Origin of the sequence: Methylocaldum sp. (genome assembly GCF_039794385.1) — a bacterium.
In the GTDB taxonomy this organism is placed as follows: Bacteria; Pseudomonadota; Gammaproteobacteria; order Methylococcales; family Methylococcaceae; genus Methylocaldum.
On the sequence record NZ_JBDIVO010000002.1, the window covers coordinates 23,481 to 49,821 of the forward strand.

General features: G+C 54.5%; 26 protein-coding genes and 1 tRNA gene. 4 read left to right on the forward strand and 23 right to left on the reverse strand.

The genetic code is table 11. The annotated features are described in order from the left end of the window. Positions 1 to 120: 120 nt before the first annotated feature. From ABJK70_RS00125 to ABJK70_RS00160, 8 genes are all read right to left on the reverse strand, one after another. Positions 121 to 213: transfer RNA gene (locus tag ABJK70_RS00125), tRNA-Ser, on the reverse strand. Positions 214 to 237: 24 nt separating this feature from the next. Continuing rightward, positions 238 to 444 (reverse strand): carbon storage regulator CsrA, encoded by a 207-nt coding sequence (gene csrA, locus ABJK70_RS00130; protein ID WP_077731250.1) that lies wholly within the window; start codon positions 442 to 444, stop codon positions 238 to 240. 133 nt (positions 445 to 577) lie between these two features. Continuing rightward, positions 578 to 1,807: an aspartate kinase gene (locus ABJK70_RS00135; protein ID WP_347257224.1), complete on the reverse strand. Its 1,230-nt coding sequence runs from the start codon at positions 1,805 to 1,807 to the stop codon at positions 578 to 580. A 25-nt stretch (positions 1,808 to 1,832) separates the two neighbouring features. After that, complete coding sequence (gene alaS / locus ABJK70_RS00140) at positions 1,833 to 4,433, reverse strand: alanine--tRNA ligase (protein WP_347257225.1); 2,601 nt, start codon at positions 4,431 to 4,433, stop codon at positions 1,833 to 1,835. A gap of 40 nt (positions 4,434 to 4,473) precedes the next feature. Next, the gene (locus ABJK70_RS00145; RefSeq protein ID WP_168175468.1) at positions 4,474 to 4,914 is read right to left on the reverse strand and encodes a regulatory protein RecX; all 441 of its coding nucleotides are present in this window, start codon (positions 4,912 to 4,914) and stop codon (positions 4,474 to 4,476) included. A 17-nt stretch (positions 4,915 to 4,931) separates the two neighbouring features. Beyond that, positions 4,932 to 5,981 carry a recombinase RecA gene (recA, locus tag ABJK70_RS00150; protein ID WP_077731254.1) on the reverse strand — a complete coding sequence of 350 codons (1,050 nt, stop codon included), beginning with the start codon at positions 5,979 to 5,981 and terminating at the stop codon, positions 4,932 to 4,934. Positions 5,982 to 6,020: 39 nt separating this feature from the next. Next, on the reverse strand, positions 6,021 to 6,596 hold the full coding sequence (gene thpR, locus ABJK70_RS00155) for an RNA 2',3'-cyclic phosphodiesterase (RefSeq protein WP_077731255.1): 576 nt from the start codon (positions 6,594 to 6,596) through the stop codon (positions 6,021 to 6,023). Beyond that, positions 6,580 to 7,074, reverse strand: a complete 495-nt coding sequence (locus ABJK70_RS00160; RefSeq protein ID WP_077731256.1) for a CinA family protein — start codon at positions 7,072 to 7,074, stop codon at positions 6,580 to 6,582. Before ABJK70_RS00160 ends, thpR begins: the two co-directional genes overlap by 17 nt. Positions 7,075 to 7,128: 54 nt before the next feature. Between ABJK70_RS00160 and mutS the strand changes: the two genes are divergently transcribed. Beyond that, positions 7,129 to 9,693 (forward strand): DNA mismatch repair protein MutS, encoded by a 2,565-nt coding sequence (mutS, locus tag ABJK70_RS00165; protein ID WP_347257226.1) that lies wholly within the window; start codon positions 7,129 to 7,131, stop codon positions 9,691 to 9,693. A 38-nt stretch (positions 9,694 to 9,731) separates the two neighbouring features. On the opposite strand, the gene ABJK70_RS00170 is transcribed toward mutS, so the two are convergent. The 9 genes from ABJK70_RS00170 to rpsB form a co-directional block, all read right to left on the reverse strand. Next, on the reverse strand, positions 9,732 to 10,451 hold the full coding sequence (locus ABJK70_RS00170) for a DsbC family protein (RefSeq protein WP_077731258.1): 720 nt from the start codon (positions 10,449 to 10,451) through the stop codon (positions 9,732 to 9,734). Between the two features lie 31 nt (positions 10,452 to 10,482). Next, positions 10,483 to 11,844 (reverse strand): RIP metalloprotease RseP, encoded by a 1,362-nt coding sequence (gene rseP / locus ABJK70_RS00175; protein ID WP_077731259.1) that lies wholly within the window; start codon positions 11,842 to 11,844, stop codon positions 10,483 to 10,485. Between the two features lie 7 nt (positions 11,845 to 11,851). Beyond that, positions 11,852 to 13,039, reverse strand: a complete 1,188-nt coding sequence (ispC, locus tag ABJK70_RS00180) for a 1-deoxy-D-xylulose-5-phosphate reductoisomerase (protein WP_077731260.1) — start codon at positions 13,037 to 13,039, stop codon at positions 11,852 to 11,854. Between the two features lies 1 nt (position 13,040). After that, entirely contained in the window at positions 13,041 to 14,030 is a 990-nt protein-coding gene (locus ABJK70_RS00185) for a phosphatidate cytidylyltransferase (RefSeq protein ID WP_347257227.1), read from the reverse strand. Positions 14,031 to 14,052: 22 nt separating this feature from the next. Continuing rightward, entirely contained in the window at positions 14,053 to 14,841 is a 789-nt protein-coding gene (uppS, locus tag ABJK70_RS00190; RefSeq protein ID WP_077731262.1) for a polyprenyl diphosphate synthase, read from the reverse strand. 146 nt (positions 14,842 to 14,987) lie between these two features. Continuing rightward, positions 14,988 to 15,545 (reverse strand): ribosome recycling factor, encoded by a 558-nt coding sequence (gene frr / locus ABJK70_RS00195; RefSeq protein ID WP_077731263.1) that lies wholly within the window; start codon positions 15,543 to 15,545, stop codon positions 14,988 to 14,990. A 2-nt stretch (positions 15,546 to 15,547) separates the two neighbouring features. Beyond that, complete coding sequence (pyrH, locus tag ABJK70_RS00200) at positions 15,548 to 16,270, reverse strand: UMP kinase (protein WP_077731264.1); 723 nt, start codon at positions 16,268 to 16,270, stop codon at positions 15,548 to 15,550. A gap of 91 nt (positions 16,271 to 16,361) precedes the next feature. Beyond that, positions 16,362 to 17,246 (reverse strand): translation elongation factor Ts, encoded by an 885-nt coding sequence (gene tsf, locus ABJK70_RS00205; RefSeq protein WP_077731265.1) that lies wholly within the window; start codon positions 17,244 to 17,246, stop codon positions 16,362 to 16,364. Positions 17,247 to 17,366: 120 nt separating this feature from the next. Next, positions 17,367 to 18,152, reverse strand: coding sequence for a 30S ribosomal protein S2 (rpsB, locus tag ABJK70_RS00210; protein ID WP_077731266.1), 786 nt, complete (start codon positions 18,150 to 18,152; stop codon positions 17,367 to 17,369). A gap of 232 nt (positions 18,153 to 18,384) precedes the next feature. Here rpsB and map point away from each other — a divergent pair, with 232 nt between their 5' ends. From map to ABJK70_RS00225, 3 genes are all read left to right on the forward strand, one after another. Then, entirely contained in the window at positions 18,385 to 19,188 is an 804-nt protein-coding gene (map, locus tag ABJK70_RS00215; RefSeq protein WP_077731267.1) for a type I methionyl aminopeptidase, read from the forward strand. Next, positions 19,154 to 21,817: a [protein-PII] uridylyltransferase gene (gene glnD, locus ABJK70_RS00220; protein WP_347257228.1), complete on the forward strand. Its 2,664-nt coding sequence runs from the start codon at positions 19,154 to 19,156 to the stop codon at positions 21,815 to 21,817. Before map ends, glnD begins: the two co-directional genes overlap by 35 nt. Positions 21,818 to 21,960: 143 nt before the next feature. Next, a complete protein-coding gene (locus ABJK70_RS00225; RefSeq protein WP_077731269.1) occupies positions 21,961 to 22,275 on the forward strand; it encodes a DUF6763 family protein in 315 nt (104 codons plus the stop codon). A 40-nt stretch (positions 22,276 to 22,315) separates the two neighbouring features. Here the strand turns inward: ABJK70_RS00225 and ald are convergent, their stop codons facing one another. From ald to ABJK70_RS00255, 6 genes are all read right to left on the reverse strand, one after another. Beyond that, complete coding sequence (ald, locus tag ABJK70_RS00230; RefSeq protein WP_077731270.1) at positions 22,316 to 23,422, reverse strand: alanine dehydrogenase; 1,107 nt, start codon at positions 23,420 to 23,422, stop codon at positions 22,316 to 22,318. A gap of 338 nt (positions 23,423 to 23,760) precedes the next feature. Then, positions 23,761 to 23,970: a hypothetical protein gene (locus ABJK70_RS00235; protein ID WP_077731272.1), complete on the reverse strand. Its 210-nt coding sequence runs from the start codon at positions 23,968 to 23,970 to the stop codon at positions 23,761 to 23,763. A gap of 89 nt (positions 23,971 to 24,059) precedes the next feature. Next, positions 24,060 to 24,260, reverse strand: coding sequence for a Rho termination factor N-terminal domain-containing protein (locus tag ABJK70_RS00240; protein WP_077731273.1), 201 nt, complete (start codon positions 24,258 to 24,260; stop codon positions 24,060 to 24,062). Positions 24,261 to 24,360: 100 nt separating this feature from the next. Further along, a complete protein-coding gene (glk, locus tag ABJK70_RS00245) occupies positions 24,361 to 25,362 on the reverse strand; it encodes a glucokinase (RefSeq protein WP_347257229.1) in 1,002 nt (333 codons plus the stop codon). Positions 25,363 to 25,390: 28 nt separating this feature from the next. Next, entirely contained in the window at positions 25,391 to 25,873 is a 483-nt protein-coding gene (locus ABJK70_RS00250) for a DUF411 domain-containing protein (RefSeq protein ID WP_086134459.1), read from the reverse strand. A 14-nt stretch (positions 25,874 to 25,887) separates the two neighbouring features. After that, entirely contained in the window at positions 25,888 to 26,313 is a 426-nt protein-coding gene (locus ABJK70_RS00255) for a secondary thiamine-phosphate synthase enzyme YjbQ (protein ID WP_077731275.1), read from the reverse strand. Between the last annotated feature and the right edge of the window lie 28 nt (positions 26,314 to 26,341).

The following is a 26,341-nucleotide window of genomic DNA, read 5'->3' on the forward strand; positions in this document are numbered from 1 at the left end:
CTCAGCGCCAAAATTGAAACAGATTTGCGTCATACGGGCTAGATTGAAAACAGACTCGCAGCTCCCGAACCCACCCGAACCGGGTAATCGCCACTCGAGATCTTCTGCGCTTTAATGGAATGGCGGAGAGAGAGGGATTCGAACCCTCGATAGAGCTTTTGACCCTATACTCCCTTAGCAGGGGAGCGCCTTCAGCCTCTCGGCCATCTCTCCGAAACTGACGAGATTATAATCGACTTATTCCGTATGCTCAGCTGTTTTTTCTGGTGTTTGAGCCTGCTGCTCTCTTTTTATGCGCTCATAGATCTCTTCCCGATGCACAGAAACTTCCTTGGGCGCGTTCACACCAATGCGAACCTGATTACCTTTTACCCCTAATACGGTAACCGTTACATCATCCCCGATCATCAGAGTCTCACCGACTCTACGAGTCAATATCAACATAAATCCTTCCTTTCCGGTCGCTCGTGACCTACCTTAAAATGGTGCCGCTTGCCGCAACACCAAGCCAACCAACACAAACGGTTAAGCGCTATATTATATCAGTTTTTCTTATGTTTATAATGAAAATTTGACCTCACGCCGCTTCCACCGACTGATCGAGATTAAAGGCTTCGTGCAAACTCCGAACTGCGAGTTCCAGATATTTTTCATTCAAAACTACAGAAATCTTGATTTCGGAGGTCGATATCATCTGGATATTGATCCCCTCTTTTGCAAGAGCCTCGAACATCTTGCTGGCAATCCCGGCGTGCGAGCGCATCCCGACACCAACCAAGGATACTTTGACAATCTTGTCATCACCAGCAACTTCGCGCGCGCCGAGTTCGGCGCAAGTGCTATGCAGAATGTCCAAAGCTTTTCCATAGTCATTGCGATGCACTGTAAACGTGAAATCGGTTGTGCCGTCCTCTCCGATATTTTGGACAATCATATCGACTTCAATATTCGCATTTGCGATGGGACCAAGGATTTTATAGGCGATGCCTGGACGATCGGGCACACCCATAATGGTCAGCTTAGCTTCGTCTCGATTGAACGCTATGCCGGAAATTAGCGGCTTTTCCACGTTTTCTTCCTCGTAACTGATCAACGTGCCAGGGCCTTCCTTAAAACTCGAAAGCACCCGTAGAGGGACATTGTATTTACCGGCGAACTCGACTGATCGAATCTGCAATACTTTCGATCCCAAACTCGCCATTTCTAACATTTCTTCGAATGTAATTCGGTCCAGCCGCCTGGCGCGCGGCTCAACGCGCGGATCGGTGGTGTAAACACCATCCACGTCGGTGTAGATCAAGCACTCACTCGCTTTGAGCGCCGCAGCCAGGGCTACCGCCGTGGTATCCGACCCGCCGCGCCCCAATGTGGTGATATCACCATCCTCGGTGATGCCTTGAAAACCGGCTACCACCACCACCCTGCCCCGACCGAGATCACTCAAGATGCGATCGGTGTCGATATTCAAAATACGCGCCTTCGTATGGGCGCGGTCGGTGACGATTCTGACTTGCCCGCCAGTGTATGAGCATGCCGGGATGCCCTTTTCGTGCAGAGCCATGCACAGAAGAGCTATGGTGATCTGCTCACCCGTAGCGAGCAGTACATCCATTTCCCGCGGCTCGGGACGCGCTTGAATCTCCTGAGCCAAGGTCACCAGACGATTGGTTTCTCCACTCATTGCAGATACGACAACAACGATGTCCTCGCCTCTCCCTCGCGCCTTGACGATGTTGTCGGCGACATGTCGTATTCGCTCGGTACTACCCACCGACGTACCGCCGTATTTGTGTACGTATAAGGCCATGTTCTTCTGAGAAGTCTGTCTGTGATTATGCTGTATGGCGCCGCACCCAATCCGGTACGCTCTTCAACGCTGCGTCCAGCATTGCCGGATTGGTCCCCCCAGCTTGAGCCATATCGGCTCGGCCGCCACCTTTTCCGCCGACCTGCACGGCCACTGCGTTAACCAAATCCCCGGCCTTGATCCGGTTTATCTGATCTTTGGTTACTCCGGCGATCAGCGTCACCTTATCTTCTTTGACCGACCCCAGCACGATCGCTGCGCTCCCCAGCTTATTCCTGAGTTGATCGACCATATCCCGAAGCCCTTTCGGATCGCTTTCTTCCACTTTTGCCGCCAAAACTTTCACTCCGTCGACCGATATCGCCCGAGAGACCAGATCGTCACCTGCGGCACTCGCCAGCTTTGCTTTGAGTCGGTCCAATTCCTTCTCCAAAGAACGATTTCTTTCGAGAAGCTGGTTCACTTTTTCATCCAAAGCGTCCCGCCCGGCTTTCACTCTCTCTTCGAGAGACAGCAAGATGCGATCGTTTTTCTCTATCCAATCGACAGCGGCCTCACCTGTAACCGCTTCGATTCTACGAACTCCGGCTGCCACTCCGGTTTCGCTCACGATCTTAAACAAGCCAATGTCACCAGCGCGTTTGACATGAATTCCGCCGCACAATTCGGTCGAAAAATCGCCGATCCGAAGGACACGCACGTTATCGCCATACTTCTCACCAAACAAGGCCATCGCTCCCGCCTTGATGGCAGTCTCCCTCGGCATCATTTCCGCCGTTACGGCATCGTTGGCACGAATCTGTTCATTCACCAACCGTTCGATCGTCTCGATTTGCTCCGCCGTTACCGGCGCAAAGTGGGAAAAATCGAAACGTAACCGGTCGGGATCAACCAGGGAGCCCTTCTGAGTCACGTGGTCCCCTAGAACTTTCCTCAATGCCGCATGCAGCAAATGAGTCGCGGAATGATTGAGCGCCGTAGCATTGCGAGACTCGACATCGACTTCCGCCTCGCAAATCGAACCGGCTTTGAACTCGCCTTTCAATACTCGCCCGATATGAAGAATCAAATCGCCGGTCTTCTTCTGGGTATCCGATACTTCGAACAGATTGTCGCCCGCGCGAATGATGCCTCGATCGCCGACCTGTCCACCAGACTCGGCGTAGAACGGAGTTTTGGCCAAAATCAGAATGCCTTCCTCGCCGGCCGATAGAGTCTCAACGGGCTTGCCATCCCGTAGCGCCGCCTCAACGGCTGTCTCCTCATGCGAACTCTTATAACCGGTGAATTCACAGCGTACGTCGAGATGTACATCGTGGGAGTAATCGACGCCGAAATGACTGGCCGCGCGCGCACGCTCCCGCTGCTCCTCCATTGCTTTCTCGAAACCTTCCAGGTCCAAAATCAGACCATGCTCACGGGCAAAATCGGCTGTTAAATCAACCGGAAAGCCGTAGGTGTCATAAAGCTGAAACACAGCATCGCCGGAAATCGTCTTGCCGCTCATCCCCTTGAGATGGGCTTCCAGAACTCTCATCCCTTGCTCCAAGGTTTCGGCAAAACGCTCTTCTTCCTTCTTTAGGACTTGCTCCACCATGGACCGCGCCGCAGCCAAATCCGGATACGCATCACCCATCTGAGCGCAAAGCGGACCAACCAACCGGTAAAAGAAGGTCTCGCGAATCCCCAGCTTGTAACCGTGGCGAATCGCTCTTCGAATGATACGACGGAGCACATAGCCGCGCCCCTCGTTGGACGGCAAAACGCCGTCGGCAATCAGGAAAGCACACGAGCGAATATGATCGGCCAGTACTCTCAACGAGCTGTTGTCGGTGCTTCCGACTCGCGCAAGATCCGCTGCGGCCCTTATCAAAGCCTTAAAGATGTCGATTTCGTAATTGCTGTGTACGCCTTGAACGACGGCAGCAATCCGCTCCAAGCCCATACCTGTATCGACCGACGGCCTAGGCAATGGCGTAAGCGTTCCATCCGGAGCACGATCGTACTGCATGAATACGAGATTCCAGATTTCGATGTACCTATCGCCATCCTCGTTGAGCGAACCGGGCGGACCTCCCGGAATCCCTTCGCCATGGTCATAGAAAATTTCGGTACAAGGGCCACAGGGCCCCGTGTCGCCCATGCTCCAGAAGTTATCCTTAGAGCCTATGCGTGCAAACCGTGTTGGATCAACGCCTACATCGTTAAGCCAGATCGCCTCGGCTTCCTTATCCTGGTCGTAAACCGTAACCCAGAGCCGCTCGGCCGGCAGCTTCAAAACCCCGGTCAAAAATTCCCACGCGTAATGAATCGCATCACGCTTGAAATAATCGCCGAAGCTGAAATTCCCCAGCATCTCGAAGAACGTATGATGGCGCGCCGTATATCCAACGTTTTCCAAGTCGTTGTGCTTACCACCCGCTCTTACGCAGCGTTGCGCCGAGGCCGCGCGAACGTACGGACGCTCTTCTCGCCCCAAAAACACGTCTTTGAATTGAACCATACCCGCGTTCGTGAACAGCAGAGTAGGATCATCGGCCGGAATCAACGAGCTGGATGGAACGACCGTATGTTGCCGCTCCTCGAAATACTTCAAAAAAAGTGAACGCAGTTCTGCGCTGGTCATTTCGCTGCTACCGATGGTTTCATTCTTATTCTTGTGAGGATTATTCGCTGTCAGGATATCTCAAGCGTTTGAACAAGCGGCGGATCTGATCCGATTCGAAGCCACGTCGCCTAAGAAAGCGCTCCCGCGCCGCACGCTCTAGGAGCGAATCCGGAATGGTCTCGCCATACCTTTTGACATAAGTTTTATGGATCAACGCGTCCCAATCCCGATCATTTTCCAGCGATTTATCCACGTCGACGCCGTGCTGTCGCAACTCCTGTCTAATCCGGTACGCTCCGTATCCCTTTTCGGCGCGACTGCGCGCGAACACTTCAGCGAAACGCCCATCGCTCTGCAAGCCTTGAGATGCCAGATCTGCAACGACTTGCTCAACCACGGCTTCCGAATACCCCTTGCGGCAAAGCTTCTGCCGCAGCTCCGCACTGCTGCATTCGCGATGTGAAAGATAACGCAGGGCCGCAGCCTTTACCGCCTGCAACGAGTCGGGAACGTCGCTCAGGATCCGGCCTCCTCAAGCGGATCGGACGCAGCGACCTGCCCCACTGCAGGGGCGCTGCTGCCGAAGGCTTTTTCACGAATCTTAGACTCGATGCTTTCAGCCAACTCCGGACGCTCTTTCAGGAAATTGCGAGCGTTATCCTTACCTTGACCGATACGCTCCGCTCCGAGACTGTACCAGGAGCCCGACTTCTGCAGAATGCCGTAATTCACGCCCAAATCGACCAATTCGCCTTCGTGGGAAACGCCTTCGCCGTAAAGAATTTCGAAATCCGCATTCCTGAACGGAGGCGCCACTTTGTTCTTCACCACCTTGACACGAGTCTCGTTGCCGACCACTTCGTCACCATTCTTGATCGCCCCCAAACGGCGAATATCGAGACGAACCGAAGCGTAAAATTTGAGTGCATTTCCGCCGGTTGTCGTCTCCGGATTGCCGAACATAACGCCGATCTTCATGCGGATCTGATTGATGAAAATGACCAAAGTATTCGAGCGCTTGATATTGGCCGTAAGTTTTCGCAGCGCCTGAGACATCAAACGAGCCTGAAGACCGACATGGGAGTCGCCCATTTCGCCTTCGATTTCCGCTTTAGGCGTTAAAGCCGCCACTGAGTCGATCACGACGATGTCGACGCCGCCCGACCGAACCAACATGTCGGCGATTTCCAGTGCCTGCTCGCCGGTATCGGGCTGGGATACCAGCAAATCGTCCAGATTGACACCAATTTTTTCCGCGTAAACGGGGTCTAGGGCGTGCTCGGCATCGACGAAAGCCGCAACCCCGCCCCGCTTTTGAGCCTGAGCAATGACTTCGAGCGTCAGAGTCGTCTTGCCGGATGATTCGGGACCGTATATTTCTACGATACGTCCGCGAGGCAAACCGCCGCAGCCCAATGCGATATCGAGAGACAGCGAGCCCGTGGGAATGACTTCGAGGTCACGCATTGCGGGGACATCCCCCATCCGCATCACGGACCCTTTGCCAAACTGCTTTTCGATTTGCGAAAGCGCTGCACTCAACGCTTTCTTTTTGTTTTCGTCCATTAGATTAATACTGACTAAACCGTTGTAAATAATTACTAATTATCTCACAGACGAATCGTCGGGAATAGCCTGAAAACTCGGCAGGTTCCAGCTCTTCCGCACCAGATACAGTGAGCCGGCGCGGCTAATTTGGGACTCGATCAGACTGAACGAACTCACGCGCCAACGGATCGGATCGTCGATAGTCTGTGACGACACACTGTCGCGGCAAGCTTTCCTGGCCAGCGTCAGATGCGCCCGGAATGGCCTGTTTTCCATGACAAACCCAATTCGACCGAGGCCGGCAGTCAAACTGTTTGCCAAATGGTTCAGCGCTTCCGGCGCACTCAGGGGCGACAGGCAGATAATTCCCTTTTTCGGCCAAAACTCGATTCGATCGAGACTCAGCTCAAATGACTGTCCGACAATGCTGTCGCCAACCTGACTGACCACCGGCAACCGATCTTCATTCACTTCTCCCAAAAAAGCCAGTGTAATATGAAGATTTTCCCCCTTTACCCACTTAGCCGTAGCCGTTTGCTTGAGCGTATCGACAAGCTGCGCCAGTGAAGCGCGTACCGCCCCGTCTGGCCAAAGAGCGAAAAACAAACGAAGCGTTTTAATCTCGGCAGACATCAAGAATACCTTGAAGCGCGACTCTAACCGCTTGCCGCCTGACCTGACGCCGATCACCGCCGAACTGCATGTGTTTTACGCGGCAGATGCCATCGCCCCGCTGCCAAGCGAACCATACGGTGCCCACAGGCTTATCCGGCGTACCGCCGGTCGGCCCGGCGATTCCGCTAACGGCCGCCGCCACGCCCGCCGCACTATGACTCAAGGCACCCGCAGCCATGGCTCGCACCGTTTCGACGCTGACAGCGCCATAAACTTCGATGATTTCGCTCGGCACGCCCAGCAACTCGTACTTCGCCTGATTGCTGTAGGTGACGAACCCTCTATCGAACCAAGCGGAGCTTCCGGGCACATCGGTGATACATTGGGCCACCCACCCACCGGTGCAAGACTCGGCCAAGACTAGCACTCGCTCCTGAAGCCTCAGGATCTGCCCAACCTCGCGCGCCAACGCGTATAACGCTTCGTCCTCCGCCATATGTCAGCCATTCGCTCAATCGCAGACCTTTATTCTATCCGATAAACTACTCTGATGACCGATCAAGCAACCACACTCTCCAGACATACCCCACTGATGCAGCAGTACCTGCGCATCAAGGCCGAACACCCCGAGCAGCTTCTCTTTTTCCGAATGGGGGATTTTTACGAACTCTTCTACGAGGATGCGCGTAAAGCCGCACAACTCCTGGACATCACCTTGACCGCTAGGGGCGAATCGGCCGGCGAACGCATACCTATGGCGGGTGTCCCCTATCATGCCGTCGATGGTTATCTCGCTCGACTGATCAAACTCGGTGAATCGGTTGCGATCTGTGAACAAATTGGAGATCCAGCCGCTTCCAAAGGTCCCGTCGAACGCAAGGTCGTACGCATCGTCAGCCCCGGCACAGTGACCGAAGAGGCCTTGCTGGAGGATCGCAAAGAGAATCTATTGGTCGCCATAGTCCAGCTCGGCGAAATTTATGGTCTCGCCGGATTAGACCTGGCCGGCGGACGATTCACAGTTCAGCAGGTCACCAGCCTGGAGAGATTAGCCGGCGAACTGGAGCGTTTAAATCCTTCTGAGCTACTCATCAGCGAAGAATGGTCGCCACCACCAACCATAGCCGCAAGGCGTGGGATCACCCGGCGACCGTCTTGGCACTTCGACCCCGAGAGCGCACGCCATCGATTGCTTCTTCAATTCAAAACTCAAGATCTCTCCGGCTTCGGCTGCGAAGGTTCGCCCGCGGCGATCGCCGCCGCAGGTTGTTTGCTTCAATATGTTCAGGACACCCAAAAAAGCGCGCTGCCCCACATCCAAGGGTTACGGACAGAAACTGGCGAGGAAAGCATCATCCTGGACGCGGCAAGCCGGCGCAACTTGGAATTGGATTTTCATCCGTCGGGTCGGGTCAATCTTACCCTGTTCGGCGTACTCGACCGCACCTCAACCGCCATGGGCGGACGCCTGCTGCGACGCTGGCTCCATCATCCTCTACGAGATCAACGCATTCTTTATCAGCGTTACGAGGCCATAGAGGCACTACGCAAAGATAGGAATTACGCTTCCATTCGCGATGTGCTTGCATCAGTCGGGGACATTGAACGCATCGTCGCCCGCATCGCGCTCAAATCGGCGCGGCCGCGGGATCTCGTGGTATTGCGAGCATCGTTAGGTACGCTACCCGAGCTCTTAAATCAGCTCGAAACCCTGGAGAGCACGCTCCTTACGGACATACGGCAGCGGATTCGAGAGCAGCCTGAAATTTACCAACTGCTCGATCGCGCGATCATAGAAAACCCGCCTATGCTGATCCGCGATGGCGGCGTCATTGCCGAAGGTTACCATCCGGAACTGGACGAACTACGCAACCTCAGCCAAAACACGGAACGCTTCCTGGTTGACCTCGAGCAGCGGGAACGCCAGCGAACTGGGCTATCAAACCTAAAGGTCGGATACAATCGTGTGCAAGGCTTCTATCTCGAGCTTTCCCGCACGCAGGCCGACAGGGTCCCGGCAGACTACATCCGGCGCCAAACCTTGAAGGGTGCCGAGCGCTATATCACGCCAGAACTAAAAGCCTTTGAAGATAAGGTGCTGAGCGCACGGGAACGCTCCCTAGCGTTTGAGAAAGCCCTTTATGACGAGCTATTGGATATTCTTGGCACGTCGATAAAAGCGCTGCAGGACTGCGCTTCAGGGCTCTCGGAGCTGGACGTCTTGGCCAACCTGGCCGAGCGCGCCGAAAGCCTGAACCTCACCATGCCCCTACTAATCAAGGAACCAGGCATTCGCATCACAGGCGGCCGCCATCCCGTCGTCGAAACGGTTGCCGATACGCCGTTTGTCCCCAACGATTTGGAACTCAACTCCGACCGCCGCATGCTCATTATCACCGGCCCCAATATGGGCGGGAAATCCACTTATATGCGCCAAACCGCACTTATCGTCTTAATGGCTCATATCGGCAGCTACGTGCCTGCGGAAGCGGCGATGATAGGCCCGATCGACCGGATTTTCACCCGGATCGGTGCCTCCGACGACTTGGCCAGCGGCCGATCGACATTTATGGTCGAGATGACCGAGACCGCGAACATCCTTCATAACGCGACATCATCAAGTCTCGTGCTAATGGATGAGATCGGTCGCGGCACCAGCACCTTTGATGGCTTGGCGCTGGCCTGGGCAACGGCCGACTACTTGGCACGCAAGATCCAGGCGTTCACGCTTTTTGCGACCCACTACTTCGAATTGATTACGCTGCCTGACGAGTGCCCCGGGGTACAGAACGTCCATCTGGACGCAGTAGAGCACGGCGATGGGGTCGTGTTCCTTCATGCCGTCAAGGACGGCCCGGCCAACCAGAGCTACGGACTCCAGGTGGCTGCTCTGGCTGGCGTGCCGAGAACGGTGATTGACAACGCGCGCAAGAAGTTGACGGTTCTGGAGAACCAGACCTATGCGGAACATCAAAGCGAAGCACGGCAATTCGACCTTTTCGCGAATGCCGAGCCTCACCCTGCGTTGGATCTGCTCAGAACGATCAGACCCGAAGAAATCACGCCCAAACAGGCCTTGGACTTGCTGTTCACCCTAAAGGACTTGACGAACTGAGAGCAAGACGCTGGAGTCGACCACGCCTAAATGGGCGCTTATTTTTCGCTCTCTTGAGCCAAAATCTTGGCCAATTGACTAGCCGGCACGTATCCCGGCAGTATGTTCCCTTTCTCGGTGACAAGCATGGGCGTTCCGGCGGCGCCCATTTGCGTTCCCAGTGTCAGATGCCGATCTACCGGGTTGTCGCATTGCCGGTTTTCGATGGTCTCGCCACGCTTCGCCTTGGTCAAAGCCGCGTTGCGATCGTCCGCACACCACACCGACACCGCTTTCTTGTAGGAATCAGAGCCTTCGCCAGCGCGCGGGAAAAACAGGTAACGAATCTCGATACCTTCCGTTAGATACTGATCGATCTCCGAATGCAGTTTTCGACAGTAGCCGCAATCGATATCGGTGAACACGTATAGCAAGTGCTTCGAACTCTTAGGCTTGAAGACTATCATGTTGTCTGAGCCGACTTTTTTCAGAGAACTGACTCGAGCGTCGGCCAGCTTGCCTTCCGTTAAATCTTCGCGCGCCTTAATATCGATCATCGAGCCCTGAAACAAATACCGACCGTCCTCCGAAACATAGAACAGCTTCGGCCCAACAACGACTTCGTAAAGCCCCGACATGGCGGACGGTGTGATCGAATCCGGCTTGACTCCGGGCAAAGCGTCCTTTAACGCTTGTTCAATGGCTTTATTGTCGGCATAGGCCGGCCCGAAAAAAAGAGCCGCCATGCCCAAGAATGCGACGCCCCAATGTGTTTTCATGAATGTATCCGTGGGTTGCTTCGGTTTCGATTTATGTCAGCAAACGCTCGATGTCGAGAATGAATGCCAGACTCATCAAGGATAACAGAATGAATAAGCCGATTTGCTGAAAGAACGCTTGCGTCTGCTCCGACACGGGACTGCCTTTGACAGCCTCGACCAGATAAAACATGAGATGTCCGCCGTCGAGCACGGGAATCGGCAATAAATTCAACACGGCCAAGCTGACGCTGACAATGGCGAGAAACTTAAGAAATTGACTAAAGCCTATGCTCGCCGATTTTCCGGCATACTGAGCGATGCTGATCGGACCACTCAGGTTTTCGATGCCTGCTTTACCGACCAGCATCCGCCCGATCATTTTCAAAGTCAAAACGGAGTAATCGCCGGTTTTTTCTACTGCGGCCACAAACGCAGGAAGCACGCCGAGACGATACTCTACCTGCATTGCATCAATAAGGTGCTCGGGTATCTGAACTGCAGCGCCTATTCTCCCGATACGACCTTCTTCCGATTCAACCGGCGTCGGCGTTACCGAGCGAGACAAGCGCTCGCCACCGCGCTCCACGACGACTTCGAGCGAAGCGTTGGGATGGGCGCGCACATGATCCACCCACTCCCGCCATGTCCTAATCGGTCTGCCGTCCACACTTACCAGCCTATCGCCAGCCTGCAACCCGGCTCTCTCCGCCGCACCGCCCGGCTCGACCCTATCGATAATCGGCGGAATATCCGGCTCCCAAGGACGAATGCCCAGGCGCTGATACAATAAATTAGGCTGCTGTGCGAGTTCCTCCGGTACCGTCAGGGTTCGCTGCAGTTGTTCACCGCCCTTCGTCTTGACGTCGACGGGAATCGCTTCACCCTCCATGATTCGCTCCAGCAATTCGCCCATGGCTTGGTTCCAGGTAGGCGTCGCTTCACCTGCCACAGCCACAATCTCGTCGCCTTCCGCAAACCCGACCTGAGCCGCCAACGAGCCGCTGGCCACGGGTCCCAACACGGGGCGCATGCCGGTTTCGCCGATCATGAAAACCGCCCAGTAGACCAGAATCGCTAAAATGAAATTGAAGAACGGTCCTGCAAATACAATCGCTACGCGACGAATTAGAGATTGACGGTTGAAAGCATAAGGCAGATCAGCCGGTGCTACTGTTCCCTCCCGTTCATCCACCATTTTCACATAGCCGCCCAAGGGAAGCGCCGCCACGGTGAATTCGGTGCTATCAGGCGTTCTTTGATGACGCCAGAGAATCTTCCCGAACCCCAACGAAAACCGGATAACCTTAACTCCTAATTTCCGCGCAGCCCAAAAATGGCCCAACTCATGAAAGGCGATCAGGATTGTTAACGCTACGATGAAGTAAAAAAGCGTATGAAGGAGCGAAAACATGGGAGCGTTAATACACCGCTAGCCGATTGATATATGACTCGGCCGTCGAGCGAGCGATTCGGTCCGCATCGAGAACGGCATCGATTGTATTGGCGGGGCCCGGCACAATAGTCGCCATGCAATGCTTGATTGTCTCTGGAATATCCGTGAACCGTATCTTACGATCCAAGAACGACGAAACGGCCACTTCGTTCGCGGCATTTAGAATAGCCGGCATCGTTCCGGCTGCACGAACAGCTTGATAAGCCAAACTCAAACATGGAAAACGAGCTTCATCCGGTGCCTCGAAGTCCAATTGTCTGACACTGAATAGGTCCAGAGGTTCCGCCCCAGACTCGAATCGCTCCGGCCAAGCTAAGGCATGGGCGATGGGAATACGCATATCCGGGCTACCCATTTGCGCCAGCACCGTCCCGTCGACATAATCGACCAACGAATGAATGACGCTTTGCCGATGAATAACGACTTGAATGCGCTCAGGCAGCATGTTGAACAACAGGCATGCTTCGATCACTTCTAGCCCTTTGTTCATCATAGTAGCCGAATCGACCGAAATTTTCCGCCCCATAACCCAGTTGGGATGAGCCACGGCTTGATCCGGCGTTACGTCGTCCAACTCATCTAATGGCTTACGCAAAAAAGGACCGCCGGAAGCGGTAAGCAAAATCCGCCGGACGCCGGAAGCCGTCTGACCGGCGCAGTAATCTGCCGGCATGCACTGAAAAATGGCATTGTGCTCACTGTCGATCGGCAGCAGCTTGGCGCCCGACTTGGCAACCTCGGCCATGAAAAGCTGCCCCGACATCACCAGCGCCTCTTTGTTCGCCAAGAATACGGTCTTGCCGGCTCTTGCCGCCGCCAAAGTCGGCAAAAGCCCCGCCGCCCCGACAATAGCGGCCATGACGCCATCCACTTCAGGCAACATGGCCACCTCTTCCAGAGATTTCGTGCCGCTTAGCACTTCGGTATCCGGCAGCCCAGCAGCACAGAGCCGCCGTCTCAATTCTTCAGCCTGCCCTTCGCTACGGAGAACCACATATGAAGGCCGGAACTGCTGACATTGCTCATAAAGCCGGTCCAGATTGTTATTCGCGGTAAGCGCCACGACCCGGTAACGATCCGGATGCCGTGCAACCACATCGAGCGTGCTGACGCCAATGGATCCTGTCGAGCCAAGAATGCAAATGCCTTTCATCTTAATGGGCTCCCTTGTTCGAGGGAGATTTTTCTTCGTTTACGACGCCTTCTTCCACAAAACCTTCATCGTTTGTCCCCTCCTCGTCATGAGGCGTTATGTCTCCGGAACTTTCAGCAGGCAGCTCCTCGGGAATGACGATATTTGTTTCCAACTCCGCCGTCAAAAATACTCCGAGCAGCAACGAACCGGCATAAAAGATCGAAACTGCCGCCAGCAAGCTATCGATGCGATCGAGAATTCCACCGTGCCCCGGTAATACGGCGCCACTGTCCTTCACCCCGCGAACGCGCTTTGCTAGGCTTTCGAAAAGGTCGCCGCATACTGACGCTGCCACTGTAAACAAAGACAGGAACACGAAATCGGCAAGGGCGATAGCTTCGAGCTTTGCGAATAGCCCTACCGCAATTGCCAGGACCGCCGCAGCGAACAAGGCCCCATAAACCCCTTCAACGGTCTTGCCGGGACTGATCGGTTCCAGCAACTTGGTATGGCCCCAGCGCTTGCCCACAAAATAAGCCGTCACATCGGCCGCCCAAACGAGAAATACCAGATAAAAAACCTGTTCCTGACGAAAATTCAAGCGCAGCCAGACCATCAAGATCCAACCGGTGATCAGCACGAATGCACCGGCGGCCAGTTTCGCAGCAAGCGGATACTGGATCTTGACCAAACGCTCAGGTATCCGACGGAACGCGATTCCCCACACGAACCACCAGGCCACTACGGGCCAGTAAAACCACTCAGGCAGTTCACCCGGTGCCCAGTCGATGGCGAAATACCGCGCAGCAAGCAGAAAAGCGAACACCACACCGACGAAACTGAGACGCGACGATAAGCTACCGAGACCGGAAAGATTCGCCCACTCCCAAGCGCCAGCTAAAATAATCGCGCCCCAAAACACCGCAAAACCGTCAGCGGGCAAGAATAAAATCGCGGCGATAATGAGCGGCGCCAGCACCAAAGCGGTAATGACTCGATTTTTCAGCATGACTGTCTCGTAAATAGCAAAATTAACGGGATTCGCTTGTCTTAGTGCAAACGTTTTCTGGAACCAGATCCTCGACTTGCTCGCTCGTATATCCGAAGCGGCGCTGTCGACTTGCGTAGTCGTTCAACGCGAGTTCGAGTGATTGTTCGTCGAAATCTGGCCACAAGGCAGGCGTGAAATAGAGTTCGGTGTAAGCCAGCTGCCACAACAAGAAATTGCTAATCCGCTGTTCGCCACCGGTGCGAATGAAAAGATCGGGCTCGGGCAGATCCGTCAGGGTCAACTGAGATTCAAAGACATCCGCGCTAATGTCTCCGGAACACAGCTCGCCTCGTGCGACCTTTTCGGCCAGCGCACGGGCAGCCTGCAAAATATCCCAGCGGCCGCCGTAATTAGCCGCGATGGTCAGGTTCAAATGGGTATTCGAACTGGTAAGCCTTTCGGCGGCCGAAATCTTTTCCTGCAGCGCGGGCGAAAACGCCGCCCGATCGCCGATCACCCGAAGCCGGACGCCATTTTCATGAAGCTTTTCGGTTTCCCGCTCCAAGGTTGTCAAAAACAGCTCCATGAGCAGAGACACCTCTTGCGGAGGACGCCGCCAGTTTTCGCTGCTGAAGGCGAACAGGGTGAGCGCCTCGATTCGGCGCTTCAGACAGTGTTCGATAACCTTTCGTACTGCCGAGACACCGGCGCGATGCCCAGCCGTACGCGGCAGAAAACGCTTTTTTGCCCAACGGCCATTACCATCCATAACGATGGCGATATGGCGGGGCAGCCGGTCATCATCGATAGGGACAGCGGGCACTTCCATATTTAGGTTCCGAACTGATCATCATTTTGGAAAACGAGATGCCCAACCGTTCCTGAGTGAAATCGGTTTCGCCGGGGGCACCATCGAATACTGGCTGATAATTATTGAAGAAAGAGCCGAATTTCGACACGACCGGAAGGGACCGATTAAATTGCCATTAAGTCCGCTTCCTTTTCGCTCAGCAAACCATCGACGTCTTTAATGTACTGATCGGTCAATTTTTGAACTTGCTCTTGACTGCGTCGCTCCTGGTCTTCCGAGATTTGCTTTTCCTTCAACGCAGCCTTGAGCTCATTATTGGCATCGCGCCGTATATTGCGAATCGCGACCCGGGCATTTTCGGCTTCGTGACGCACGACCTTGATCAGGTCGCGCCGCCGTTCTTCGGTAAGCGGCGGCATGGGGACACGGATTACCGAACCGGCAGTCGAGGGATTCAGCCCCAAATCGGACGTCATGATCGCCTTTTCGATAGCCTGAACCATACTGCGCTCCCATGGGGTCACGGTCAGTGTTCGGGCATCTTCGACAGCGACGTTGGCCGTTTGCGTTAACGGTACCTCGTTGCCGTAGTAAGACACCATGATGTGATCCAAGAGGCTGGGATGAGCTCGGCCGGTCCTTATCTTGGCAAACTCATGCTTGAGCGCCTCGATACTCTTCTTCATTCGTTCCGCAGTCCGTTTTTGAATATCGTCGATCATGGTTATCTACCGGTTTCAATTAAGGATCCAATATCTTCGCCCAGAACCACGCGCATGACGGCCCCGGGATCGAACACGTTCATCACCCTCAGCGGCATATTATGGTCGCGGCACAAAACCAGCGCCGTGGCATCCATTACATTAAGGCGTTGATCCAAGGCCTCGTCATAGGTCAGCCTCGAGTAAAACCGCGCATTGGAATCCTTGAGCGGATCCGCCGAATAAACCCCCTCCACTTTAGTGGCCTTAATCAGCAACTCGGCATTGATCTCGATCGCACGCAGGCTGGCTGCCGAATCCGTCGTGAAAAATGGATTGCCGGTACCCGCAGCAAAGATGACTACCCGCCCTTTCTCAAGGTGTCGGACTGCACGACGCCTGATGTAATCCTCGCAAACCTGATTGATTTTCAAAGCCGACATGACGCGGACCGGCTGCCCGAGTTTTTCAAGGGCGTCCTGCATAGCAAGGGCATTCAGGACTGTGGCCAGCATACCCATGTAATCGCCGGTAACCCGATCCAAGCCTTCTGATGCCTTTTCCGAGCCACGTATGATGTTGCCGCCCCCAATGACCAGCCCCACCTGGACACCGATCTGACACAAATCATTTATTTCGTGCGCTAGACGCTTAATCGTTTGTGGGTCGATACCACTTCCCTGTTCACCCATAAGCGCTTCGCCGCTTAACTTCAGCAGAATTCGGGTGTATTTAGGCGCGCTCATCGGTTCAAATTCTGTGTTGTCGATTGGTTATCCGCAAACCCCTGACGGGTCGCCGTGCAAAGCACTCCGCCAGAGGTTTACTCACGAAAGTTTAACTGTTTCTTACTTGTGCCATCACTTCTTCGGCGAAATTGCTTTCTACCTTTTCTATGCCTTCGCCAACCTCGAATCGTACAAAGCGACCTACGCTAGCTCCTCGGCTACTCAGCAACTTACCGACAGTCTGATCGGGATCTTTGACGAAAGGTTGACCGAGCAAGGTAACTTCCCCCAGGAATTTCTTGATCTTGCCCTCTACCATTTTCTCGACGATATTAGCAGGCTTCCCTTCGGCTTCAGCCTGCGCCTTGGCGATATCCCGCTCCTTGGCGACCGTTTCGGCAGGCACGCCTTTTTCGTCCACGCACAAGGGTTTGCTAGCCGCGACGTGCATGGCAATATCCCGACCCAACTCCTGATCACCGCCGACCAACTCGACAAGAACACCGATCCGGGTTCCGTGCAAATAACTCGCGATATTACCGCTTTCCGATGTAATGCTCTCGAACCGCCGCACATTGATATTCTCGCCGATTTTGGCAACCATAGCCCGGCGCGTTTCCTCCACGCTGGATCCCGAGGACGGCATCACAGTAGCGAGCAATTCGTCGAGCGAACTAGCTGTCGAATCCAATGCGGTTTGCACGACGTTATTGACGAACTCTACGAAATCATCGCCCTTGGCGACGAAATCGGTCTCGCAGTTGATTTCCACGATGACCGCACGCTTACCATCGGCACTCGTTTTCGTAGAAATACGGCCTTCGGCGGCAGTGCGGCCAGACTTCTTGTCTGCTTTCGCGAGACCCGCTTTCCGCATCAACTCAACTGCGGCTTCCATATCACCGTTGGCATCCTGCAACGCCTTCTTGCATTCCATCATCCCCGAACCGGTGCGTTCGCGGAGCTCCTTCACCATTGCGGCACTGATATTCATTGACCGAACCTCATCATTAATTGCTTATCATCGCTATTCAAGCATTTACGCTTATAAAAACGCCCCCTGATGGAGGCGTTTTGAGCGTATCAACGCATTCAGGCACGAAAAACGCATGCCTTACTCGGCATATGCGCTAGCCGCTTCCGCAGCGGAATCCGAACTCGTCTCGGTATTTGACTCCATCTCCACAAATTCGTCTTCCCCTCCGGCAAAATCGAGACTGTGCGCCTTGCCTTGCAGGATGGCTGTCGCGGCGCTCTGCGCATACAGCTGAACAGCACGAATGGAGTCGTCGTTGCCCGGTATGACATAGTCGATGCCGACCGGGCTGTTGTTGGTATCGACAATGCCGACGACCGGAATGCCCAGCTTTTTCGCTTCGCTGATGGCATTCTTTTCATAGCCTACATCCATAATGAACAACACCTCCGGAAGCCGGTCCATATCCCGAATCCCGCCCAAACTATGCTCCAACTTCTCCAACTCGCGCATCATGCCGAGCGCTTCCTTCTTGTTGAACCGCTGCAAGCGACCGTCGTCCCGCATCGCTTCAAGCTCTTTCATGCGAGCGATAGATTGTTTGATGGTCTTGAAATTGGTGAGCATTCCGCCCAACCAGCGATAATTCACATAAGGCATACCACAGCGCTTGGCTTCATCTTCGATGACCTTGCGGGTGGTTCTCTTGGTGCCGACGAAAAGAACTCTGCCTCTGTTGGCCGCCTGCTGTTCGAGGTATTTCATGGCCTCATTGAACAGAGGTATAGTCTTTTCCAGATTGATGATATGGATGTTGCTCCGCGCGCCGAAAATATACGGAGCCATCTTGGGATTCCAATAGCGCGTCTGGTGACCGAAATGTACGCCGGCCTCCAGCATTTGGCGCATGGTTACATTGGACATTCAAATCTCCTAATAGAGCTGAGCCGGATTGAACCGGCGATGGGTTGAGCCTCCACGCACCCCAACCGGCGACCAAATCACGGGGATGTGGCACCCCGCCGGACGTGACGATACGTGTGTGTTATTGCCAAAAATAGCAGCGCTTTATACCATAACCTGCTTTATTCAACAATCCGACCCTTTTCCCGCATCCTCGCTCGACCGAGCGCCACACGAACCAACGAATCTCGCGATGAGCATCATCCTGAAAACGCCTGCCGAAATTGAGAAAATGCGTGTCGCGGGCCGACTCGCTGCACAAGTATTGGAAATGATTGAGCCATTCGTGGTTCCCGGGGTAACGACTGAAGAACTGGATCAAATTTGCCACGACTACATTGTCGATGTGCAAAAAGCCATTCCCGCTCCCCTGAATTACAAGGGATTTCCCAAATCCATCTGCACCTCGGTGAACCATCAGGTATGCCACGGCATACCAGGTCCGAAGAAACTGAAAAGCGGCGATATCGTCAACATCGACATCACCGTAATTAAGGACGGCTATCACGGCGACACCAGTAAAATGTTTCTGGTCGGTGAAGTGCCCATACGAGCCAAACGCCTGGTGAAGATCTGTCAGGAGGCCATGTATCTGGGAATTCAGCAAGTACGTCCTGGCGCGCGGTTGGGCGATATCGGCTTTGCCATTCAGCGTCATGCGGAGTCCCACGGCTATTCCGTCGTGCAAGAGTTCTGCGGGCACGGTATCGGCCGGAACTTTCATGAAGACCCCCAGGTGCTCCACTACGGCAAATCTAATACCGGAATAATGCTGGAACCGGGTATGATTTTCACCGTCGAACCCATGATCAACTTGGGCAAACGCTACGTGAAAATACTTCCCGACGGATGGACCGCTGTAACTAAAGACCACAGCCTGTCCGCACAGTGGGAGCACACGGTTTTAGTTACGGCGGATGGCTACGAAATCCTCACCCTGCGTCAAGAAGAGGCACACGCGATTGAAAACGGCCGACTTAAACTCGCCGCGTTATGACGATATCCTTTCGTCCGCCGAGCGCATCAGGTCGCTTAGAGAACATATCCAACAGAATAATGCGGAGCTAACCGAGCGCTTTCACGCCGGCATACCAGCCGCCGAACTGATTCAGGCGCGCTCCGATTTCATCGATGAACTGCTCGGAGCCTGCTGGAATCATTTCCTCGGATCCGACGCCGAACAGCTCGCACTTATTGCGGTAGGGGGCTATGGCCGACGCGAGCTGCACCCTTACTCCGATATCGATGTTTTGATTCTCCTCGATTTTCACCACAGCGGCGCGAATCGAGCCGAAGAACCGCCCTACCGGCAAGGCTTGGCCGATTTCTTCAATTTGCTGTGGGACATTGGCCTCAAGCCCGCTCACAGCGTCCGTACGATCGAAGAGTGCGTGGAACAGGCCCGGCAAGATGTGACGGTCATCACCAATCTCATGGAATCCCGACTGCTCCATGGTTCCTCGGCGTTGTTCAAGGAGCTGTGGGCGCGTATCGGCCCCGAACATCTCTGGTCCTCGCGAGAGTTCTTCGAAGCCAAGATGGCTGAACAAGCCGCACGCTATGCCAAATACCACGACACGGCCTACAACCTGGAGCCTAATATCAAAGAGGGCCCGGGCGGTCTCCGGGATATCCAAATCATCGGATGGATTATCAAGCGCCATTACAATGCGTCGAATCTGAACGATCTGCTCCTGCACGGCTGGCTAACCGAAGCGGAGCACGGCGAGCTCATGCAAGCGCAGCATTTCCTCTGGCAGCTCCGTTTCGCCTTGCACACGTTGACCGGGCGTTGCGAAGATCGCCTGCTGTTCGAGTATCAAAAGGAGCTGGCCCTACAGTTCGGATATCAGGATCCGGACGTCAACCAAGCGGTCGAGCAATTCATGCAGCGCTATTTCCGCACCGTCATGGGACTGGAGCGGCTGAACGAAATGCTATTGCAACTGTTCAAGGAAGCCGCACTGCATCGCGATGAAGATGCCGTAATCCTCCCGATCAACAGAAACTTTCAGGCGGTCAACAACTACATCGAGGCACTGCACCCGAACGTTTTTCGGGAACAGCCTCTTGCCCTGCTGCAAATATTTCTCCTATTGCAGCAAAACGCCAGCTTGTTAGGCATACGCGCCGCGACCATCCGGCTCATTCGCCAACATCTCTACCTGATCGACGAGAATTTCCGCAACGATCCGGAAGCTTGCCGGCTTTTTATGGAAATCCTGCGCCAACCGGGAGGCATCACGCATCAACTGCGGAGGATGAACCGCTACGGCATTCTGGCCGCGTATCTCCCGGCTTTCGGCCGCGTCGTCGGCCGCATGCAGTATGATCTCTTCCACGTTTACACCGTGGACGAACATACGCTCTTCGTAGTACGCAACCTCAGACGATTCGCTCTAGAAAAGCACAGAGCCGAGCATCCCCTCTGCAATGAAATTTTTCAGATCATCGAAAGACCGGAGCTTCTATACATTGCCGGCTTAATGCACGACATCGCCAAAGGTAGCGGCGGCGATCATTCCGTCATCGGCGCGGACATTGCCGAGGGTTTTTGCCAACGCCACGGCATAAGCCGTCGGGACACCGACCTGGTCAAGTGGCTGGTTCAGAACCATTTGCTCATGTCCATGACAGCTCAGCGCAAGGATATCAGCGATCCAGACGTCATTCATGAGTTCGCCACCGCCATCGGCAACCAAGACACGCTGAATTATCTATATCTCTTGACCGTGGCCGACATTCGCGCCACCAACCCGAACCTGTGGAACTCGTGGAAAGACGCCCTGCTCAAGGAACTGTATCTCACGACGCGGTGGACATTCCGACGAGGACTCACAAAACCGCTGGAACAAGAAGAAAAGATCAATGCGGTCAAAGCGGAAAGCCTTGCTCTGCTGAGGCGCTTAGGCATCAGCGACCGAACCATCGAAAAAGTCTGGCAGATGGTTAACGACGAATATTTTCTGCGCTATTTGGCGGAGGAAATCGCCTGGCATACCGTGGCCATCAGCGCCTGCAAGCCGGGAGACTTACCCCTGGTCCTGTTGCGCCCGGTCAGCCAGCGGGGGAGCGCGGAAATTTTCCTGTATGCGAAAGACCAGGATTTCATATTCGCTTACAGTACGGCGGTTTTGGACCAACTCGGATTGACCGTCTTCGACGCCAAGATCATCACTTCCGCCGATGGCTATGTGTTGAACAGCTATCACGTCCTCGAGCAGACTGGAGAACCGATCAACGATCACCTGCGGCAGGCCCAGATTTGCAGCCGATTGCGGGCATGCCTGCTACAACCGAGCTGCACACCGCTACGCGTCCATCGGCGCGAACCGCGGGAAATAAAACATTTCACGGTACCCACTCAAATTTATTTTCACGACGACCCGCAGAACCGTTATTCGATTCTGGAATTGGTCGCCACCGACCGCCCTGGGCTTTTGTCGAAGGTCGGCCAAGCGTTCAGGGAATGTGACGTGCGCCTCTATAATGCAAAAATTTCCACCATCGGCAGCAGAGCCGAAGACATTTTCTATATCACCGACCATCGCGATCATCCGCTAAACAGCGAACTCCAGAAGCGCCAATTGAGCGAAGCGATCATCGCGCTGGTGGGAACAAATTAAACGTTTTTCCGCATCCGTTTCAGATATAGCGGAGTCCGCAACCCCGTTTTTTCGTCAAAGACTCGTGCTATGCTTGCGGCGACCGATCAATGGGTCGTACCTTTTGGAAGCCATGTTTCCAAGCCTAATCGGAGGATAAAGCCATGCCGACGGTTGCAGATCCGCTGCTCGAAAACTGGTATCAAGATGCCGAGACCGGACGATCGTTTCGTGTTGTCGCATTGGACGAGGAAAACGACGCCATCGAAATCCAGTATCTCAACGGCGATCTCGGCGAATTTGACTTTGCCTCTTGGTACGAATCGCCTTTTGCGCCTATAGAGCCCCCCGAAGACTGGAGCGCTCCTTTCGATGACGTGGAAATCGATGACCTCGGTTACACCGATCCGGATTTGCATGAACCGGATCAGCGGGATCTCACCTTGGACGACTTTCTAAACGAAGAAGACGAGCATTGATTTTCGCTTGGCTTGACTCGCCTCGTCGCCGCCCGAACGATCACGATGCGGGAAATGCGCTGTATCGCTCGATGAATCCGAACGTTTCGGCTACGGGCTTGCAGGTTAGATGTCCCTGGTAAGTGTTTACGGCCTTGGCAAACCCTGGATTTTCGCGAAACGCCGTCAAGCCCTGATTGGCTAACTGGAGGACATAGGGAAAGCTGGCCTCGGTTAAAGCGATCGTCGATGTCCGGGGATAAGCGCCGGGCATGTTGGTCACGCAGTAATGGATGACGCCGTGCTTCTCGTAAACGGGTTCTGAATGAGTAGTGGGCCGCGAAGTTTCCACGCAGCCGCCCTGATCGATGCTGACGTCGACGATCACGGAACCGGGCTGCATCGATCCGACCATTTTCTCGGTCACCACGTAGTCTGCCTTGGCCCCGTGCCGCAATACCGCGCCGACGACTAAATCGGCTTCACATATACGGCGTGCAATGACGTCCGGCTCGGAAGCAAAAAACTCGAGTTCCCCTGAAATTTCGCGCTGCATCCGCTCGCCCTTGGCCTTGTCGATGCCTGCAACAGAAACCTGAGCCCCAAGCCCCCACGCCGTCTGCGCGGCGTGAAAAGCCACGACCCCGTCGCCTACGATCAACACCCTTCCGTGTCTCGCGCCCAGAACCTTGCCGAGCTGCACCCCTCTACCGCCATTGAACTCGGCCAGATAATAAGCACCGACCAGTGCCGCCATATTACCCGCGACCGCGCTCATGGGAGCGAGAATCGGCAATCGACCGGATCTGTCCTCCAAGGTTTCGTATGCCACCGCCATAGTGCGGCGTTCCAGTAAGATCTCAGTGAGCGAGCGAGGAGCCCCCGCAAGATGGAAGAAGGTAAACACGATCTGATTTCGGAGAAAAAGGTACTCCGGTTCTATCGGCTCTTTGACCTTGAGAACCAAGTCCGAATTCCATGCGTCCTCGACGCCGCAAATACGAGCGCCCATCCGAACGTATTCCTCATCCTTAAATCCGGAACCGAGCCCCGCATTCGTTTCGATCAAAACTTCGTGCCCCGCCTCGACAAGTATCGATGCTTGATGCGGCGTCAGCGCGACGCGGTTTTCGTTATTCTTGATTTCTTTAGGTACCCCGATTCTCATAGCAGTATGCAGCTCTACAGACTTGAAACTTATGAACGATTGTATACGTTCGGAGGAACCAGGCCATCCTCAGAACGACTCGAGCTTATTCTCTAGTCTAACCGTAGTCGACGCTTTGGCGTGTAACCCAGAGCCACATACTCTGTCGAGCGATCAGTCAGCAAAAACAATTATCGAGGCCGACATCTCCGCGATTCTAAAGTGAACATCAGAGCCCGGCTGAATCGGCCTCAATATCGTAGCGAGGCGGAGGTTTGTGCCTCCGCCCCGATGCAGACAATCTTGTTCGCGCTTTGCCACGCGAATCCAAGACCGGAAGGTCTGGTCCCCGAGATCGCTCACCGGCGCCATTCGGCAACCAGCTTAAGGCATTCCCGGCGCCACTGGCACTCGAATTCTTTGCACTCCATGCGATCCTCGGACAAAAAACATGCGGCTTTACCCCTGGCTCGCTGGATAGCCCACACGAGTTGTTTTTCTGTACGGAAATATTCGAGGTCTCGGATACCCTCATGGCGGGCTAAATTCAATAGCTCTGCAGCGATCATCAATCTCTCCTTGGTTTCAGATGCATAAAAACAGCGCGACTACGCGTCTCAACTTCCTTGGAACGAACTTATCGATTAATTGAAAGCCCCTAATTCTCCTTTTTAGCCTGTGAAAAACATTCTTCTCGCCATAAACAACCATGCTGATCGCAGGCAGCATCGCGAGCCGTACCGAAGCAGTCGAAGTTTCCTTCGACAATCTGGATCTTTCGGATCAGATCCCGCTTGTTCATGCGGCCTGGAACCAAGCCCATACGTTTGGCGATCTCCCGAACTTCATCGACACGCATAACGAACCTCCTCCGGAAATCGATTAATTCTGAGATACGAAGTTGATGATTGCATTACAAGGACCAAACCAGCCTTAAGGAAATCCAGCCATCAAGCGTCTCAGGACTTTTCAAGCAACATGCGTGCCGCAAAATCGGCCGCCCCGATCAACCCAGTGTGAAAATTCAAGGCAACACGGACCGGGACAGCGCAGAGAAACTCTGAAAGCCGGCCTTTAGCACAAAAACCTTGCATGAAATGGCCGTCCTGTAGTGCGGGCAGAATCTTTGGCGCAATGCCGCCGCCGACCAGCACGCCGCCGGTAGCGAAACACCTCAAGGCCAAGTTGCCGGCCTCCGCACCAAAAATGCGCGCGAACAGGGCCAGAGTTCCCCGACACAGCGCATCTCCCCGATGCAAGGCATGCGTGGTGATTTCCCGTGCGGGGTCCTCCGCCTTCTTTATCGCGCCGGCCAATTCGGGCGATTCGGGCGCATAGTTTATGTCGCGTAGATACTCGTAGACATTGACGATTCCCGGTCCGGACAAGATCCGTTCATAACTCACATGCCCTCCGAACTTGTTTCGAAGATATACAAGCAAGCCGTCTTCCATCGTGTTGTTGGGCGCAAAGTCCCCATGCCCGCCTTCGGTTGCCAATGCATGATAGAGATGACCATCCCAGTACAATACCGCCTGGCCGAGCCCGGTACCGGCTGCGATGACCGCTCGGTTGCCGGTTGCGGGCACTGCACGGGGATTCAGCTCGACCCACTCGTCAGACCGCAGCCAAAGCAAACCTAAGGCCATGGCCTGAAGGTCGTTCAGCAATTTCACCTTGGAGATGCCCAGCAGGGGCATCAGGCGCCTCTCGTCAATCAACCAGGGTAGATTGGTGGTTTGACAGCGGCCGTCGACGACGGGGCCCGCGACTCCGAAGCAAGCGGCGTCCAGCGGTTCGCTCTGATCCCTCAAGAAATCTTTAACGATGTCCTCGAACGAGCCATATCCCGCACTCGGATAGGTCTCCTCCCTCAATATTGATGCGGGCAGTCCTTCCAGCCCCCCGTCGTACAAAGCCAGGATCGTTTTCGTTCCACCCACGTCGCCCGCTAATAGCATGACGGCCCTCCCTGTCTCTTAGGAGAGATCAATAAAATCGGTATTCCTGAAACGTGCTCACCCTCCCCTTCTTGTCGAAGAGCAGCACGGCGAACGGATCCTTTTTCCCGCCCATTTCCATTCCAGGCGTACCCGCAGGCATGCCGGGAACGGCTAATCCCGCCGCCTCGGGCTTGGCTTGCAACAGCTTCTGGACATCCGCAGCGGGAACATGGCCTTCGACTACGTAACCGTTGACCAGCGCGGTATGGCAGGATTGCAAATTCTCCGGCACTCCCAGTTCTTTCTTGATCCTGTCCATATCGTTGGATTTGATATCGCGCACGGTAAAGCCATGTTTTTTCATGTGCTCCAGCCATTTTCCGCAGCAGCCGCAAGTAGGGCTGCGATAAACGGTCATTTCCACCGGGTTCTCGAGGACCGGTACGCCTTTGTCCCATACGCTCTCTTCGGCACGGATCGAAAACGGCGACAGAACTACCGTTAGTAGCATCAAACGCAAAAATTTCATTGATCACTCCAGGTTTAAAACGTTTCCCCGTTCAAAGTGGCGACCACCGAGCGCGACCCAGCAAGATCACGGTGCTCGCCCAAATAGATGCCTTGCCAGGTGCCTAACAGCAATCGCCCGTCGCCGACCGGAACGGTTACGCTGGAGCCCATCAGACAGGATTTGATGTGGGCCGGCATATCGTCCTCCCCCTCCAATGTATGGGTGTAATGAGCCGAGCCGTCGGGCGCCAGACTTCTCAGGTGAGTTTCCAGGTCGCGCCGCACGCTCGGGTCGGCGTTTTCATTGAGAACCAACGATGCGGAGGTATGCTGAATGAAAAAATGAGCGATACCGATGCGAAATTTCCTCAATTCAGGCAAAAGCCCCAGCAATTCTTCGGTGATTAGGTGAAAACCGCGCGCTCGCGGTTTCAACGCGATTCGTTTTTGTAGCCACATTTTGGCGTATCGGATTATCTGCTTTATG

Coding starts and splice junctions, on each gene's coding strand:
- csrA (WP_077731250.1), bottom strand. CDS start 444: ATGTTGATATTGACTCGTAGAGTCGGTGAGACTCTGATGATCGGGGAT.
- ABJK70_RS00135 (WP_347257224.1), bottom strand. CDS start 1,807: ATGGCCTTATACGTACACAAATACGGCGGTACGTCGGTGGGTAGTACC.
- alaS (WP_347257225.1), bottom strand. CDS start 4,433: ATGACCAGCGCAGAACTGCGTTCACTTTTTTTGAAGTATTTCGAGGAG.
- recA (WP_077731254.1), bottom strand. CDS start 5,981: ATGGACGAAAACAAAAAGAAAGCGTTGAGTGCAGCGCTTTCGCAAATC.
- thpR (WP_077731255.1), bottom strand. CDS start 6,596: ATGTCTGCCGAGATTAAAACGCTTCGTTTGTTTTTCGCTCTTTGGCCA.
- ABJK70_RS00160 (WP_077731256.1), bottom strand. CDS start 7,074: ATGGCGGAGGACGAAGCGTTATACGCGTTGGCGCGCGAGGTTGGGCAG.
- mutS (WP_347257226.1), top strand. CDS start 7,129: ATGACCGATCAAGCAACCACACTCTCCAGACATACCCCACTGATGCAG.
- ABJK70_RS00170 (WP_077731258.1), bottom strand. CDS start 10,451: ATGAAAACACATTGGGGCGTCGCATTCTTGGGCATGGCGGCTCTTTTT.
- rseP (WP_077731259.1), bottom strand. CDS start 11,844: ATGTTTTCGCTCCTTCATACGCTTTTTTACTTCATCGTAGCGTTAACA.
- ispC (WP_077731260.1), bottom strand. CDS start 13,039: ATGAAAGGCATTTGCATTCTTGGCTCGACAGGATCCATTGGCGTCAGC.
- ABJK70_RS00185 (WP_347257227.1), bottom strand. CDS start 14,030: ATGCTGAAAAATCGAGTCATTACCGCTTTGGTGCTGGCGCCGCTCATT.
- uppS (WP_077731262.1), bottom strand. CDS start 14,841: ATGGAAGTGCCCGCTGTCCCTATCGATGATGACCGGCTGCCCCGCCAT.
- frr (WP_077731263.1), bottom strand. CDS start 15,545: ATGATCGACGATATTCAAAAACGGACTGCGGAACGAATGAAGAAGAGT.
- pyrH (WP_077731264.1), bottom strand. CDS start 16,270: ATGAGCGCGCCTAAATACACCCGAATTCTGCTGAAGTTAAGCGGCGAA.
- tsf (WP_077731265.1), bottom strand. CDS start 17,246: ATGAATATCAGTGCCGCAATGGTGAAGGAGCTCCGCGAACGCACCGGT.
- rpsB (WP_077731266.1), bottom strand. CDS start 18,152: ATGTCCAATGTAACCATGCGCCAAATGCTGGAGGCCGGCGTACATTTC.
- map (WP_077731267.1), top strand. CDS start 18,385: ATGAGCATCATCCTGAAAACGCCTGCCGAAATTGAGAAAATGCGTGTC.
- ABJK70_RS00225 (WP_077731269.1), top strand. CDS start 21,961: ATGCCGACGGTTGCAGATCCGCTGCTCGAAAACTGGTATCAAGATGCC.
- ald (WP_077731270.1), bottom strand. CDS start 23,422: ATGAGAATCGGGGTACCTAAAGAAATCAAGAATAACGAAAACCGCGTC.
- ABJK70_RS00235 (WP_077731272.1), bottom strand. CDS start 23,970: ATGATCGCTGCAGAGCTATTGAATTTAGCCCGCCATGAGGGTATCCGA.
- ABJK70_RS00240 (WP_077731273.1), bottom strand. CDS start 24,260: ATGCGTGTCGATGAAGTTCGGGAGATCGCCAAACGTATGGGCTTGGTT.
- glk (WP_347257229.1), bottom strand. CDS start 25,362: ATGCTATTAGCGGGCGACGTGGGTGGAACGAAAACGATCCTGGCTTTG.
- ABJK70_RS00250 (WP_086134459.1), bottom strand. CDS start 25,873: ATGAAATTTTTGCGTTTGATGCTACTAACGGTAGTTCTGTCGCCGTTT.
- ABJK70_RS00255 (WP_077731275.1), bottom strand. CDS start 26,313: ATGTGGCTACAAAAACGAATCGCGTTGAAACCGCGAGCGCGCGGTTTT.